The organism is Streptomyces sp. NPDC003042 (genome assembly GCF_053591315.1).
On record NZ_JBSFTP010000004.1, the window covers coordinates 1 to 14,897 of the forward strand.

Annotated in this window: 5 protein-coding genes; 3 read left to right on the forward strand and 2 right to left on the reverse strand. The window is 75.8% G+C overall.

Annotated elements, in window-relative coordinates:
- Positions 1-144: 144 nt before the first annotated feature.
- Positions 145-1,377 carry a putative Ig domain-containing protein gene (locus tag ACWDYJ_RS03335; RefSeq protein ID WP_451563753.1) on the reverse strand — a complete coding sequence of 411 codons (1,233 nt, stop codon included), beginning with the start codon at positions 1,375-1,377 and terminating at the stop codon, positions 145-147.
- 120 nt (positions 1,378-1,497) lie between these two features.
- A complete protein-coding gene (locus tag ACWDYJ_RS03340; RefSeq protein WP_451563754.1) occupies positions 1,498-2,391 on the reverse strand; it encodes a LysR family transcriptional regulator in 894 nt (297 codons plus the stop codon).
- A gap of 543 nt (positions 2,392-2,934) precedes the next feature.
- Here ACWDYJ_RS03340 and ACWDYJ_RS03345 point away from each other — a divergent pair.
- From ACWDYJ_RS03345 to ACWDYJ_RS03355, 3 genes are read left to right on the forward strand one after another with little or no spacing between them, the layout of a single operon-like run.
- Entirely contained in the window at positions 2,935-9,846 is a 6,912-nt protein-coding gene (locus tag ACWDYJ_RS03345) for an SDR family NAD(P)-dependent oxidoreductase (protein ID WP_451563755.1), read from the forward strand.
- Positions 9,839-14,587: a beta-ketoacyl synthase N-terminal-like domain-containing protein gene (locus ACWDYJ_RS03350; RefSeq protein ID WP_451563756.1), complete on the forward strand. Its 4,749-nt coding sequence runs from the start codon at positions 9,839-9,841 to the stop codon at positions 14,585-14,587. The genes ACWDYJ_RS03345 and ACWDYJ_RS03350 overlap by 8 nt, the downstream gene beginning before the upstream one ends.
- Positions 14,577-14,891: an acyl carrier protein gene (locus tag ACWDYJ_RS03355; protein ID WP_451563757.1), complete on the forward strand. Its 315-nt coding sequence runs from the start codon at positions 14,577-14,579 to the stop codon at positions 14,889-14,891. Before ACWDYJ_RS03350 ends, ACWDYJ_RS03355 begins: the two co-directional genes overlap by 11 nt.
- The last annotated feature ends 6 nt before the right edge of the window (positions 14,892-14,897 follow it).

Below are 14,897 nucleotides of genomic sequence, written 5' to 3' on the forward strand. Positions count from 1 at the left end.
GGTGCGTGCGATCGCAAGGCGGAGGAGGGAGTCGACGCGGAGCGTCGGCGACCGACGACAACCTGGGGGTCCCCCCGGCCGGAGGCTGGGGGATGAGCGTGCGTGCCAGGCCCCACCGGCCAGGAGGGACTTTGACGACACGACCTAGAACCAGTTGACGGTGAGTGGGAAGGCGGTGCCTGCGGAGGCTCCGGCCGTATCGGTGGCCGTGGCGGTGATCTGGGTCGTCCCCGAGCTCCACGGCTTGCCGCTGATCCGGCCCGTCGCGGCGTCGAGGGTCAGCCCCCAGGGCAACCCGCTCGCGCTGTAGCGCAGCGGCGGCTTCCCCCCGGTCGCGCTGAGCTGGATCGTGCAGCTCTGGTTGAACTTGCACGTCTGCGGGCCGGGATTGGCGATCTTGAAGTCCCCGGTGGGCGGCGGTGTGGTGCCGTCACAGCCGGGCGTGGCCTCCGCGGGCAGCGCCACACGCCACATCTGGTTGTCGTTCTCGGAACCCACCAGGAGCGTGGCGCAGTCGGCGTACGTCACGATCTCGCCCTGGGGCTGGGCCGGCAGCGGGACGTCGGCCAGTTTGGCTCCGGTGGCCGCGTCGTACACCGACGCCGTGTTCGCCCCGAGGGGTCCGCCGCTGCGCAGGGTGTAGGACTTTCCGGTGGGCGAGAAGGCGCCGTCGGTGGCGAAGACGGGGCCGGGGCGGAGCGGGGTGAGGGTGTTGAGCTGTCCGGGCTGCGGCGGCAGCGGCGCCTTGTAGAGCTGGCCGGTGGCGCCGATGAGCTTGCTGGCGACGTACAGCTGCCCGCTCACCGGGTCGGCGAGGAGCGATTCGGCGTCGTGGCGGCCGTCGGAGTAGGCGAAGCGGTAGGTGACGGGGGTGACGGAGGCGCTCGCGAGGGTGACGGGTTCGGGGAAGCTGTGGACGGTGAGCTCGGCGCGTCCGCTGAAATTGTCGCCGATATCGCCGACGAGGATCGCTGGGCGGCCGGCCGGGTCCTTGCCCACGGCCAGCGCCTCCCAGTCCGTGTTGGACGTGCCGGTGAGGGTGAGGGTGGCCTTGAGCTGTCCGGTGGGTCCGCCGCAGTCGACCGCGAACACCTGGTTGCTGTTGCCGCTGTCGTTGACGGCGTAGAAGACGCCGGGGTGGCGCGTGCTCATGGCGAGCCCGCTGATCTCCGCCAGGCCCGCGGGCAGGGTGCACGTGCGCTCGGGGGCCGAGGGCGCCGCGGGCTGCCTGGCCTTCACGGCTGCGGATGCGGGGGCTGGGGCGGCTGCGGACGCGGGGGCGGCTGCTGCTGCGGCTTGCGATATCGGCCACAGCAGCAGGACGAGGCTCGCGGCGGCGGCAGCCGCGGCCCGGGGGGATGCGAGGAGTCGGGACATGCGCACAATGTGGCGTCGGCAGCCGCAGTGGCCAAGCGGCAGAGACTCCCGCGTTGGGCATGGATCGATGCCGGGCGGGCATGGCGTGCCCGGCGCACCTCCCATCGGTGGCGGGGGAGGTCAGCGACTGGGCTCGCGGACGGGCGAGTTGTGCCGGGCGTGCGCGAGGAAGGCCCGCGCAGCGCGGCTCAGGGGACGTCTGGCGTGCACGATTCCCACGGGCCGCAGCAGGGGCGGGGTGAAGGAGCGGACCTCGGCGCGGCGGCCGAAGGCCCGTAGGACGACGTCCCGGTACCAGATGAGCGAGCCCCGGCCGTCGGTCACGCCGGTCACCCAGGCCAACCGTTCGTTGACCTCCACCGTGGGCACGGGCCGTACCCCCAGACAGCTGAACATCGCCTCCAACTCCGTACGGCGGCCCGTGCCGGGCGCCGGCAGCACCATGTCCAGACCGTCGAGCATCCGGAAGGGCAGGGGGTCGGGCAGCCGGGAGCCGAGCGGCGAGATGAGGACGACCTCCCGCTCCTGGATGTGGTGGGCCGACAGTTCCTTGTCCACCGGCAGGTCGACCAGCCCCAACTCCGCAGTGCCGTCGATGAGTTCCTGCACCAGCACCTCCCGGCTGTCGTACTGGTGCAGGCGTACGTCGATACCCGGGTTGCGCTCGGTGAAGGCGGGCACGAGATCGACGGCCAGGTCGAGCGCCAGAGTCGGCGTGGCCACGACGTGCAAGGTGGCCCGGGTGTTCTGGGCGTGTGGGGCGCCGACGTCGTCGATCGCCTCCACCGCGTCGAGCACCGTACGGGCGAGCCGGACCACGCGGGTGCCTTCGGGCGTGAGGTCCACGCCGCGTCCGCGTCGGGCGAGCAGTTCCACTCCGAGGTCGCGCTCCATGGCCTGAACGGCCCGGGAGAGGGCGGACTGGGCGACGAACACCGAAGCCGCCGCGCCGGTGATGGAGCGGCAGTCCGCGACGGCGACGAGATATCGAAGCTGCGCGAGTGTGGGGGTCATGACCGGACGGTAACTCCAGGACCGTTCAGGTGTAAGGGGCAGCCGAGTGAACAACCGACCGATTGTGGAGGCCCTCATACCGGGTCGGCCGCGAGCCATACCGACACGGCATGCCCGGCCGCACGGCCAGACTGCGCTGTCGTGCGGAAGGAATGGCTCCGGTGCGTGCAACAACGCAGGCGGAGGCGGTGGGAGCGGGCGCGGGCTGCGGATTTCGCAGCGATCGCCGAACGGCCGGAAGCAAACGGCCCCATCAACAAGGCCGTTGACACTCAGAGGCGGCCACCGCACGATGCAACGCGGCATGACGGCGTTACCGGCGGTCACCCCTGGTGGGCGCTCCGCCGGCGCGACGTGAGCGGACCCGCGCCACCCCTTGACCTGCCCGTTCCTCGCCGCACCGTCCGCCGCCATCGCCATCGCCATCGCCATCGCCCTGCGCACAGTCTGCTCTGCCTGCTCGCGCTGCCGTCCCCCAGCCCGTTGGCCCCGCCCGTTCACGCTGCCCGTTCACGCTGCCCGTTCGGCCTGTCAGGAGCGCCAGTGACCCCTCAGCCGGCCCGTTCCGCCGTCCGCGACCTCGTCGTCGCGGTCAGCCCCTTCGAGGAGCCCAACCCCAGGATCGTCGTGGCCGCCGAGCGCGCCGGCGCGCTCGGCCTGCTCGATCTCGGCAGAGATGCCGACCTCGCCCACCGGGCCCTGGCCGAAGCGGCGCGGACCCTGCGGCAGCCCTACGGCGTACGCGTTCCCGCCGGCTGTCCCGTCTGGCCGGACGAGCTGCCGGCCGAGGTGGACACCGTCCTCCTGGCCGATCCCGCCCAGCAGCCGCACCCCGCCGCCTGGGCGGCCGGCGGTGCCCGCCGGGTTTGGGCCGAAGTGACCAGCCCTCAGGAGGCCGCGGCCGCGGTGGCCGCCGGGGCGGACGCGGTCGTCGCCAAGGGGCACGAGGCGGGCGGGCGGGTCGGCGAACTGACGGCGTTCGTCCTGCTGCAGCGGTTGCTGGCGGATCCGGACGTCACCGTCCCCGTCCTCGCCCAGGGCGGCATCGGCCCCCACACCGCGGCCGCTGCCGTCGCGGGCGGCGCCGCCGGGGTGGTGCTCGACGCCCAACTCGCGCTCACCACCGAGGGCGAGGCCGCCCTCCCCGGGGAGGTTACCGCCGCCCTGCGCGCGATGGACGGCAGCGAGACCCGGATCGTCGCGGGCCACCGGATCTACACGCGCCCCGACCTCGCCCCGCCGGATCCCGCGGAGCCGGTCCACCGGATCGGCGCCCGCGGACTGCGCACCCACGCCCTGCCCCTCGGCCAGGACGGCGCCTTCGCCGCCCGCCTCGCGGCCCGCCACCGCACCACGGGCGGCGTGGTGCAAGCCGTACGCGAAGCGGTCGCGGCCCATCTGGACGCGGCCGTGGAGAGCGCCCCGCTCCGACCGCAGGACTCGGCACCGCATCTCCCCGTGGCCCAGGGCCCGATGACCCGGGTCAGCGACCAGGCCGCGTTCGCCGAGGCCGTCGCCGGCGCGGGCGGGGTCCCGTACCTGGCGCTGGCCGTCATGCCGGGCGACGAGGTCCGCACCCTGCTCGCCGAGACCGCACGGCGCCTGGGCTCCCGGCCCTGGGGCGTTGGCCTGCTCGGCTTCGCACCGCCGGAGCTGCGGGCCGAGCAGCTGGCCGCGGTGGCCGGGATCCGCCCCCCGTACGCGATCATCGCGGGCGGGCAGCCCGCCCAGGCGGCTCCGTTGGAGGCCGGCGGCACACGGACGTATCTGCACGTGCCCTCCCCCGGACTGCTGGAGCGGTACCTCGCCGAGGGCTCCCGGCGGTTCGTCTTCGAGGGACTGGAATGCGGCGGCCACATCGGCCCGCGGTCCTCCTTCACCCTGTGGGAGGAGCAGATCGACCGGTTGCTGGCCTGTGAGGACATCCCGGCGCTGGACGTGCTCTTCGCCGGCGGCATCCACGACGAGCGCTCCGCCGCCATGGCCGCCGTCGCCGCCGCGCCGCTCGCCGAACGAGGCGCCCGGATCGGTGTCCTGATGGGCACCGCCTACCTCTTCACCGCGGAGGCGGTCACCGCCGGGGCCGTACTGCCCGGCTTCCAGGCCGCGGCCCTCGACTGCGAGGCGACCGTCCTCCTGCGGACCGCGCCCGGACACGCCACGCGGTGCGCGGCGACCGCGTACGCCGGCACCTTCGAGGCGGCCCGGCTGCGGCTGGCGCAGGACGGCGCGAGCCCGCGCGAGGTGTGGGAAGAACTGGAGCGGCTCAATCTCGGGCGGCTGCGCATCGCCAGCAAGGGGCTGCGCCACGGGAGCGCCGGCCCGGTGCCCGCGACCGAGGAGGAGCAGAGGCGCGACGGCCTCTTCATGCTCGGCCAGGCGGCGACCGCGCGGTCCGCCACGACCACGGTCGCCGCCCTGCACGCGCAGGTGACGGAGGGGGCGAGCGCCTTCCTGGAGCGGCGGGCGCGGGAACTCGCCCCGGCCGCCCCGCCCGCGGCGGAGCCTGCCGAGCCGCTGGACATCGCGATCGTCGGAATGGCCTGCGCGTATCCGGGCGCGGGGGACCTGGCCACCTTCTGGGCGAACATCGTCGCGGGCCGGGACGCCGTCACCGAAGTACCGGCCGATCGGTGGGATCCGGCGCTCTACTTCGACGCCGACCCGTCCCGGGCCGGGGAGCGCACGCCTTCGCGGTGGGGCGGCTTCCTGCCCCCGGTGCCCTTCGACGCCCTCGCGCACGGGATCCCGCCGACCTCGCTGTCCGGGATCGAACCGGTACAGCTGCTCGCCCTGGAGATCGCCGCCCGCGCCCTTGACGACGCCGGCTACGGCGGCGGACGCACGTACGACCGCTCGCGCACCTCGGTGGTCTTCGGCGCGGAGGCGGGCACGGACCTGGCGGGTGCCTACGGGTTCCGCGCCCTCTACCCCGGTTATTTCGGGGAACTGCCGCCCGAGCTGGACGCCTCGCTGCCGAGACTCACCGAGGACTCCTTCCCGGGCGTGCTGGCCAATGTCATCGCGGGCCGGATCGCGAGCCGGCTCGACCTCGGCGGTGCGAACTGCACGATCGACGCGGCCTGCGCGTCGTCGCTCGCCGCGCTGGACCTGGCGTGCCGCCAACTCCGCTCCGGCGACAGCGACATGGTGCTGTGCGGAGGCGCCGACGTCCACAACGGCATCAACGACTACCTGATGTTCGCCTCCGTACGGGCGCTGTCCCCCACCGGCCGGTGCCGCCCCTTCGACGCGGCCGCCGACGGGATCGCGCTGGGCGAGGGGGTCGCCGCGGTGGTGCTCAAGCGGCTGGAGGACGCACAGCGGGACGGCGACCGGGTGTACGCGGTCGTCAAGGCCGTCGGCGCCTCCAGCGACGGACGCTCCCTCGGGCTGACCGCGCCCCGGCCCGACGGCCAGCGGCGCGCCCTGGAGCGGGCGTACGAGCGGGCGGGCATCGCACCCGCCGACGTGGGGCTGGTCGAGGCGCACGGTACCGGCACCGTGGTCGGCGACGGCACCGAACTGGCCGTGCTGACCGCGATGTTCGGCGCCTCGGGGAATGCCGGGTGCGCCCTCGGCTCGGTCAAGTCCCAGATCGGCCACACCAAGTGCGCGGCCGGGCTGGCGGGGCTGATCAAGGCCGCTCGGGCGGTCCACGCCGGGGTACGGCCGCCGACACTGCACCTGGAGCGCCCGCATCCCGACTGGCGGGCGGGGACGGGCCCGTTCTTCTTCGACACCGAGGCCCGGCCGTGGGCGGCGCCGGCGCCGCAGCGGATCGCCGGCGTGAGCGCCTTCGGCTTCGGCGGTACCAACTACCACGCCGTGCTGGCGGGTTGCGAGGACGAGCCCGCGCACGGGCTGGAGGCCTGGCCGGCGGAGCTGTTCTGCTTCCGGGGCACCGACCACCGCGCGGCGGCCAGGGCGATGGACCGGCTCGCGGCCCGGCTGGAGGAGAACGACAGCACGGGACGGCCCTGGCCGCTGCGCGACCTGGCCGCCGAGACGGCCGCCTCGGCATCCGGCCCCGTGCGGGTCTCGTTGATCGCCGAGAGCCTGGACGACCTCGCCGCCAAGCTGGAGCGGGCCCGCGGCTTCACCGCGGGCGACGGGGTGCACGTACGGGCACCGGGGGCGGACCCCGGGCAGGTGGCGTTCCTCTTCCCCGGACAGGGCAGCCAGCGCCCGGGAATGCTGGGGGACCTGTACGTCGCCTTCCCGCCGCTGCGGAGCCTGCTGGACGAGGCTCCGGCGCGGGTGGTGGCGGCGATGTTCCCGCCGGCCGCCTTCACACCGCAGGAGCGGTCGCGGCAGTGGGCCGCGGTGACCGACACCCGGGTCGCGCAGCCCGCGCTGGGCCTGTCGGGCGCGGCCGCGCACCTGCTGCTCGGCTCGCTCGGCGTCCGGCCGGACTGCACCGCCGGACATTCGTACGGGGAGCTGACCGCGCTGTGGGCCGCCGGCTCCTTCGACACCGCGGCGCTGCTGCGGCTGAGCGGGCGACGGGCGGCGGCCATCCTGGAGGCCGCCGGGGAGGACCCCGGGGCGATGGCCGCGGTAACGGCCGCCCCCGAGCAGGTCCGGGAGATCGCGGCGCGGGCGGGGTGCGTGATCGCCAACCACAACGCGCCGTCCCAGTGCGTCGTCTCGGGTCCGACGGCGGCCGTCGAGGCCGCGCTGGCCGACCTGCGCGCCGCCGGGCTGCGGGGGGAGCGCATCGCGGTGGCCTGCGCCTTCCACAGCGAGGTCGTGGCCGGCGCCGTCGACGGCCTCGCCGCCGCGCTGGCCGGGACGACGGTCGTGGGGTCCGCCGTCCCGGTCTGGTCCACGGCCACGGCCCGGCCGTATCCGGCGGATCCCGCGGAGGTGCGCGAGGCGCTCGCCCGCCAAGTGGCCGAACCGGTGCGCTTCGTGGACCAGGTCGAGGCCATGTACGCCTCCGGGGTACGGACGTTCGTCGAGGCGGGGCCCGGCCGGGTGCTGACGGGCCTCGTCGGCAGGGTCCTGGGCGACCGCCCGCACACGGCCGTCGCCTGCGACGTCCCCGGGGAGCCGGGCCTGCCCCGGCTGCTCGCCGCGCTCGCGGAACTGGCGGCGGCCGGGGTGCCGGTCGATCCGGAGGCTCTCTTCAAGGGGCGAACGGCCCTGCTGCCCGAGCGGGCTCCCCGCCGGCCCGGTTGGCTGGTCGACGGCCATCTGGTGCGTACGGCGGACGGCTCGCCGGTGGCGGGCGGCCTGCGGCCGGCCCGGCGCGTCCGTCCGCCGCAACCGGTGGATGCGGCGGACCGCCGCGAGGAGGCGGTACTGGAGTACCTGCGCGGCGCGCGGGAGCTGGTGGCCGCCCAACGCGAGGTCCTGCTGGGCTACCTGGGCACGGAGGCGCCCGAGGCGCTGCTTCGTCCGGCGGCACAGCCACCCGCGGTGGAAGCGGCGCGGGCGCCCGCCGAGGCGGCGGAGCCCGCGACGGTCCCCGCCACCCGGGGGCCGCTCACCCCTGAAGGGGTCATGGACGCGGTCCTGGAGATCGTCCACACGCGCACCGGCTACCCGCGGGACATGCTGGACCCCGACCTCGACCTGGAGGCGGACCTCTCGATCGACTCCATCAAGCGCGTGGAGATCATCGGCGCCCTCGCCGACCGCATCGGACTGCCCCGACAGCTCGACGGCGCCGCCGAGTCGGCCGTGGAGGAGCTGTCCCGGATCAAGACGCTCCGCGGGATCGTGAACTGGATCGCCGCCCGGGAACCGGCGGTGCCGAGCACTCCCCCGTCCACGGCCCCGTCCGTGGCCCCGTCCACGGCCCCGTCCACGGCCCCGTCCACGGCCCCGTCCGGGCCGACCTCGGTCCAAGACCCGGTCCGGCCCGCTGTCCCAGCCCAGGCCGTGGCCCAGGCCCCGGCCGCGGCCCAGGCCAAGCCCAGCGGGGCCGTCGTGCGCCGCCCCGTCCGGCTCCGCGTCGAGGCGGCCCCCGCCGGGCCGCCCGACGCGGGCGACCCCGCGGAGGTACTGGCCGGGCGGACGTTCGCCGTGGTCGAGGACGGGCTGGGGGTGGGGCCGGCGCTCGCCGCGCTGCTGGAGTCCCACGGCGCACGGGTGCGCACCGTCCCGGCCGATCAGTCGGCGGGCGCCGAAGGCGTGGACGGCCTCGTCGATCTGAGTGCCCTGTGCCCCGGGCCGGATCCCGTACTGCCGGAGGCGTTCGAGCGGCTGCGGAGGGCACTGGTCGGCGGGGTGCGGTGGCTGGTGGTCGCCACCGCGGCGGGCGGGGCGTTCGGACACGGCCCGGCCGCTCCCGATCCGGTTCCGGGCATCGGGCTGCGCGGGTTCGCCCGCAGTGCCGCGCTCGAACATCCGGCAGCCCTCGTGCGATGCGTGGACATCGACCCCAAGGACCGCCCGGAACGCGTCGCCGCCCACCTGCTCGCCGAACTGTGCGCCCCGGACGAGCCGGTGGCCGTCGGTTACACCAACGGCACCCGCAGCGTCCTGCGCACCGTGCCCGCGCCGCTCGCGGACACCTCGCCCCCGCGGGTGAGGCTGGACAGCGACTGCGTGGTCCTGATCACCGGCGGAGCCCGCGGCATCACCGCCCGAGCCGCGCTCGCCCTGGCCCGCGCCACGGGCTGCCACATCGAGCTGACCGGCCGCACTCCCCCGCCCGAGGCCGCCGAGGACCCCGCCCTCGCCTCGGCGCACGACCGGGTCGCCCTGCGCGCCGCACTGATCGCCCGGGGGCTGCGTACCCCGGCGGAGATCGAGGCGGCCGCCTCCCGGACCCTGGCCGCCCGGGAGGTACGGGCCACCCTGCACGCCCTCGGCGGCACGGCGGCGTCGGTCCGCTACCACTGCGCCGACGTCACCGACGAGGCTGCCGTACGCGCGGTCGTGGTCGGCATCCGGGCCCGCCACGGCCGGCTCGACGGAATCGTGCACGGCGCGGGCCTCCTGCGGGACTCCCTCCTGCGGGACAAGGACCCGCGGTCCTTCGCCGACGTCTTCGCCACCAAGGTGGACGGTGCCCGCCACCTCGCCGCCGCGGTCGCCGTCACCGACGACGGATCGGCAGCGGCGCCCGCCCCGGCCTTCCTGGTCCTCTTCGGCAGCGTCGCCGGCGTGTACGGCAACCGCGGCCAGAGCGACTACGCCGCCGCCAACGACGCCCTGGACACCCTGGCCCACACGTGGTCGCAGGCCTCACCCGGGCGGGTCCTCGCCGTCGACTGGGGCCCGTGGGCGGCGGAGGCCGGCGGCATGGTCACCCCGGAGCTGGAGCGGGCGTACGCGCGACGCGGCATCGCGCTCATCCAGCCCGACGCGGGCGCGGAGGCCTTCCTCGCGGAACTGGCCCACGGCACCGATCCGCAGGTCGTCCTCATGGCCGAAGGAGTGGACGCAGCGGATGCAACGGGCAAGACGGACGCGACGGACGGGCAGGCCCACCATGGCTGACCCGCGTCCGACCGATGCCGCGATCGTCGGCATGGGCGCCGTGTTCCCCGGCGCCGGGGACCTCGCCGCCTACCGGCACAACCTGTTCACCGGCGTCGACGCGATCACCGACGTGCCGCCCGGGCGTTGGGATCCGCAGGTCTACTACGCCCCCGACGGGCCGCCCGGCAGCGACCGCTTCTACTGCCGGCGCGGCGGCTTCGTCGACGACCTCGCCGCCTTCGACCCCACCCGCTTCGGCATCATGCCCGCCGCCGTCGCGGGGGCCGAGCCCGACCAGCTGCTGGCCCTGCACGCGACGGCCGAGGCCATCGCCGATGCGGGCGGCGAGGACCGGCTGCCCGCCGACCGGTCCCGGATCGGCGTGGTGCTGGGCCGGGGCGGATTCATGGGCGTGGCGACCGCCCGCCTCGATCAACGGGTCCGCACGGCCCACCAGTTGAGCGCGACCCTGCGCGAGCTGGCTCCGGAACTGAGCGCCGAACGGATCGCCGCGATCCGGCAGGCCTTCCAGGGCGCACTGGGCCCGGAGCAGCCGGAGGCGTCCATCGGCCTGGTTCCGAGCTTCACCGCCGCCCGTACCGCCAACCGGCTCGACTTCCGCGGTCCCGCCTACACCCTGGACGCGGCGTGTGCCTCCTCGCTCCTGGCCGTGGACCAGGCGGTCGCCCTGCTGGCCGCCGACCGCTGCGACCTGGTCGTCGCGGGAGCGGTCCACCACTGCCACATCGCCACGCTCTGGAGCGTGTTCACCCAGCTGGGCGCCCTCAGCCCCAGCGAGCGCATCCGCCCCTTCGACCGGCGGGCCGACGGCACGCTCCTGTCCGAGGGAACGGGCGTGGTACTGCTCAAGCGGCTCGCGGACGCCCAGCGGGACGGCGACCGGGTGTACGCGGTGATCCGCGGGGTCGGCGTGGCGGGCGACGGCCGCGCGGCGAGCCTGATGAGCCCGCTGGTGGACGGCCAGGTGCAGGCGCTGGAGCGGGCCTGGACGATGGCGGGCCTCGATCCGGCAGCCTCCGGATCGATCGGCCTCCTGGAGGCCCACGGAACCGGGACCCCGGTCGGCGACGAGGCCGAACTCTCCACCCTGGCCAGGGTGTTCGGTCCGCCCGAGGCCGCCGGCCCGATCGCGCTGGGCTCGGTCAAGTCCATGCTCGGGCACACCATGCAGGCCTCCGGCATGGCCGGGCTGATCAAGGCGGCCCTCGCCGTCCACGAGGGGGTGCTGCCGCCGACCCTCCACCTCGACGATCCACGCGTTGGCTTCGCCCGGACCCGGATGCGCCCGGTCCGCACGGCCGAGCCCTGGGAGCCCGGCCCGGCGCCCCGCCGGGCCGGGGTGAACGCCTTCGGATTCGGGGGCATCAACGCCCACGCGATCCTCGAGGAGGCCCCCCGCGCCCGCGCGGCGCACCTTCCGGTACGCCGCTTCCTGCCACTGCCGATCGCGCGCGGCGCGGTCCGCCCGCGGGAGTCCGCCGGCCCCGCGTCCGTACTCCTCCTCACGGCCGAGTCCCCCGAGGCGCTGGCCCGGCTCCTGGCCGCGCCGGACACTGCCGGCTCTGCGGACGCAGCGGACACTGTGGACGCCGAACGCGGCGGGCCCTGTCGGCTGGCGATCGTCACCCCGACGGCGGAGCGCCGGGCACTCGCCGCGAAGGTCATCGCGCGCGCCCGCCCCTGGCGCGGCCGGGGCGGCGTGTGGTTCACGCCCCGTCCGCTGCTCGGCCCGTACGCCGCCGAGCGCGGCGGCAGGCTCGCCCTCCTCTTCCCGGGGCTGGAGCCGGAGTTCGCACCCGATCTGGACGGGGTGGCCGCCCACCTGGGCCTCGCTGCCCCCGCGCTCACCGGCGGCGGGGAGCTCGTCGAGCGCGCCCTCGACGCCCTCTCCGCCGGACGCTTCTTCGCCCGGGTCCTGGCCGAACTGGGCATCCGCCCGGACCTGTTGGCGGGGCACAGCCTCGGCGAGTGGGCCGCCATGGTGGCCGCCGGGATGTACCCGCAGGAGGCGGTCGACACCTTCCTCGGCTCGCTGCGGCCGGACTCGCTCGCGGTGCCGGACCTCGTGTACGCGGCGCTCGGCTGCGGCGCACCGCAGGCGGCCGCCGCCCTGCACGGCCTGGAGGGTGTGGCTGTCAGCCACGACAACTGCCCCCACCAGTCGGTGGTCTGCGGTCCGCCGCAGCAGATCGCGTCGGTGCTCGGCCGGCTGTCGGGCGAGGGCGTGCTGGGTCAGGAGCTGCCCTTCCGGTCCGGTTTCCACACGCCCATGTGGGAGCCGTACCTCGGCCAGGTGCGGGCCGCCTTCGAGCGCCTGCCGCTCCAGGCGGCCGAGCTCCCCGTCTGGTCGGCCACCACGGCCGCCCCGTACCCGTCCGATCCGGAGGGGATCCGGGAGCTGGTGGTCAGGCACCTGCTGGAGCCGGTGGACTTCCGCACCCTGACGCTGCGGCTGCACGAGGCGGGCGTACGGGCCTTCGTCTCGGCCGGGCCGGGCAGCCTGACCGGCTTCGTGGACGACACCCTGCGGGGGACCGGGCATCTGGCCGCCGCCGCCTCCACCCCGCGCCGCTCGGGCATGGACGCCCTGCGCCACCTGGCGGCGGCGCTGTGGACCGAGGGCCTGCAGCCGCGCTGGGACCGGCTCACCGGCGGGCCCGCGCCGGACCCCACCGGTCGCCCGGTCCTGCTCGACCTCGGCTCCCCGCTGGTGCGCCTGAACGGCGCCGTCAAACCCCTCCGGGAGCGCGGGCCGCTCTGGGAGCGCGAGCCCCTCCAGGATCGCGGGCGGCTCGCCGACCCGAGCCGCCCGGCCGCCTCCGGCCGGCCCGTGCTCCTGTCAGCCCTGGACGCCGTCCTCGACGAAACGCAGGCGGCCGCCCGCGCCGTCACCGAAGCCCTGGCCGCCGCAGGCCCAGCCCGGGCAAGCACCTCGGCCGCTCCCGCCGCAGCCCTGGCCGGCGCGCCCGCGCCCCGGACAGGCACCTCGGCCGCCCCCGCCGAACCCCCGACCGGCACACGCGCCCAGGCGGGCGCCTCGGCCACCCCCACCCGCGCCCCCGCCGCCGCCGCCGCCGAAGCCCTGGCGGCCGTCCCCCCTGCCCAGGCCCGCGCCGGCGAAGAGGCGCCGCGCGCGCACACCCGCCGACTCTCCCTCGACACCCTTCCCTCCGTCCGCGACCACTGCGTCTACCTGCAGCCCGAGGGCTGGCCGGAGGACTCCGACCGCTTCCCCGTCGTCCCCATGACCACCATGCTGGAGTTGGCCGCCGAGGCCGCCCTCACCGAACGACCCGGGCAGCTCGTCACGGGCTTCGACGACATGCGGGCCCTGCGCTGGCTCCCCGTCGCGCCCGCCGTCGACGTCGAGTTCACCACCCGCCCGGCCGGTGACGGCCGCGTCCGGGTGGCCGTCGGCGACTGCGCGTCGGTCACCGTGCGCCTCGGGTCCGCCCACAGCGCACCTCCCGCACCCGACCCCGTCCCCCTCACCGCCGAACGCCCCGCGCCGGTCTCCGCCGAGGCGCTCTACCGGGACCGCTGGATGTTCCACGGCCCCCGGTTCGCCGGCGTCCACGAAGTCACCGCCGTCGCCGACGACGGAATCCGCGGAGTGCTCCGGGCGCTGCCGGCCCCGGGCGCCCTGCTCGACGCCGCCGGGCAGCTCCTCGGGCACTGGATGCAGCTGCGCCTGGACTCCGACCGCCTGGTGTTCCCGGCCGTACTCGAGCGGATCCGCCTGTACGCCGCCCCGCCCCCGGCGGGCACACTGCTGGCGGCGACGGCCCGCATCCGCGAGGTGCGGCCCACCTCCGTACGCGGCGACGTGGAGCTCCGTACGCCCGACGGCGCGGTCTGGGCCCGGCTGGAGGGCTGGACGTACCGCCGCTTCGCCGCCGACGAGCGGGTGTGGCCGATGAAGTTCACCCCGGAGGTGTCCGGGATCGGCGAACCGCGGCCCGGCGGCTGGTGCGTGGCCACACGCCGCTGGGGCGACCCCGCCTCGCAGGAACTGGTCATGCGCCGCTACCTCGGCGCGGCCGAGCGCGCCGTGTACGAGCGGCTCGCCCCGCGCGCCCGCGCCCCCTGGCTGCTGGGCCGGATCGCGGCCAAGGACGCCCTGCGGCAGCTGCTGTGGGACCGGGGCTCCGGTCCGGTCTTCCCGGCCGAGGTCACCGTCAGCCACGACGAAGCGGGCCGCCCGGTGCCCGGCGGCCTGGCCGCGGGCCTGCACCTGACCCTGTCCCACAAGGACCGGATCGCCGTCGCCTTCGCGCACCCCGACGCCCCCGTGGGCATCGACGTCGAGCCGGTGGCCGAGGATCCCGGCGCCCTGATCCGCATCGCGCTCACCACGGACGAACACCGCCTCGCCGAGCGACTCGCGGCCCGGGACGCAACCGGCCTCGCCGCGGCCGTCACCACCGTGTGGTGTGCCAAGGAGGCCGCCGCGAAGGCGGAGGGCACGGGGCTCGGCGGGCGGCTCGTGCGCTGGCAGGTGACCGAAGACCCCGCCGGCGGACTGCGGGTCCTGTCCCCCGCCGGCCGCACCCACCGCGTCCGCACGACGACGTACGAGGGCCATGAGGTCGCCTGGACCGTCCCGCACGTCCCGACCGTCCCGACCGTCCCGACCGTCCCGACCGCGGGCAGAGCACCGGCCGCGGGCGCCGCACCGCCCCCGCCCTCCGCCCCCGCAGCCCTTCCGACCCCGACGGAGAACAGCCATGGCATCTGACATCCTCGCCGAGATCACCGGCATGCTCGTCCGGATCATCGGCGACGAGTTCCTCCTCGCCGACGAGGTCACCATGAAGACCACGTTCAACGAGGACCTGGCGCTGGAGAGCATCGAGTTCGTCGCCCTCGCCGAGCGGCTGCACGAGCGCTACGGATCCCGGGTCGACCTCATGGGCTTCCTCGCGGAGAAGGACATGGAGGCGATCCTGGCCATGTCGGTCGGCGAGCTGGTCGACCACATCGCGCGGATCACCCATGTCGCGGTTGCCGCCCGGCCCGTGCGCCCGGCCTCGGCGGCCTGAGCCCGC

Bases quoted from the DNA above. Each gene is read 5' to 3' on its own strand.
- ACWDYJ_RS03335 (WP_451563753.1), bottom strand. From the start codon at position 1,377: ATGTCCCGACTCCTCGCATCCCCCCGGGCCGCGGCTGCCGCCGCCGCG.
- ACWDYJ_RS03355 (WP_451563757.1), top strand. From the start codon at position 14,577: ATGGCATCTGACATCCTCGCCGAGATCACCGGCATGCTCGTCCGGATC.
- ACWDYJ_RS03340 (WP_451563754.1), bottom strand. From the start codon at position 2,391: ATGACCCCCACACTCGCGCAGCTTCGATATCTCGTCGCCGTCGCGGAC.
- ACWDYJ_RS03350 (WP_451563756.1), top strand. From the start codon at position 9,839: ATGGCTGACCCGCGTCCGACCGATGCCGCGATCGTCGGCATGGGCGCC.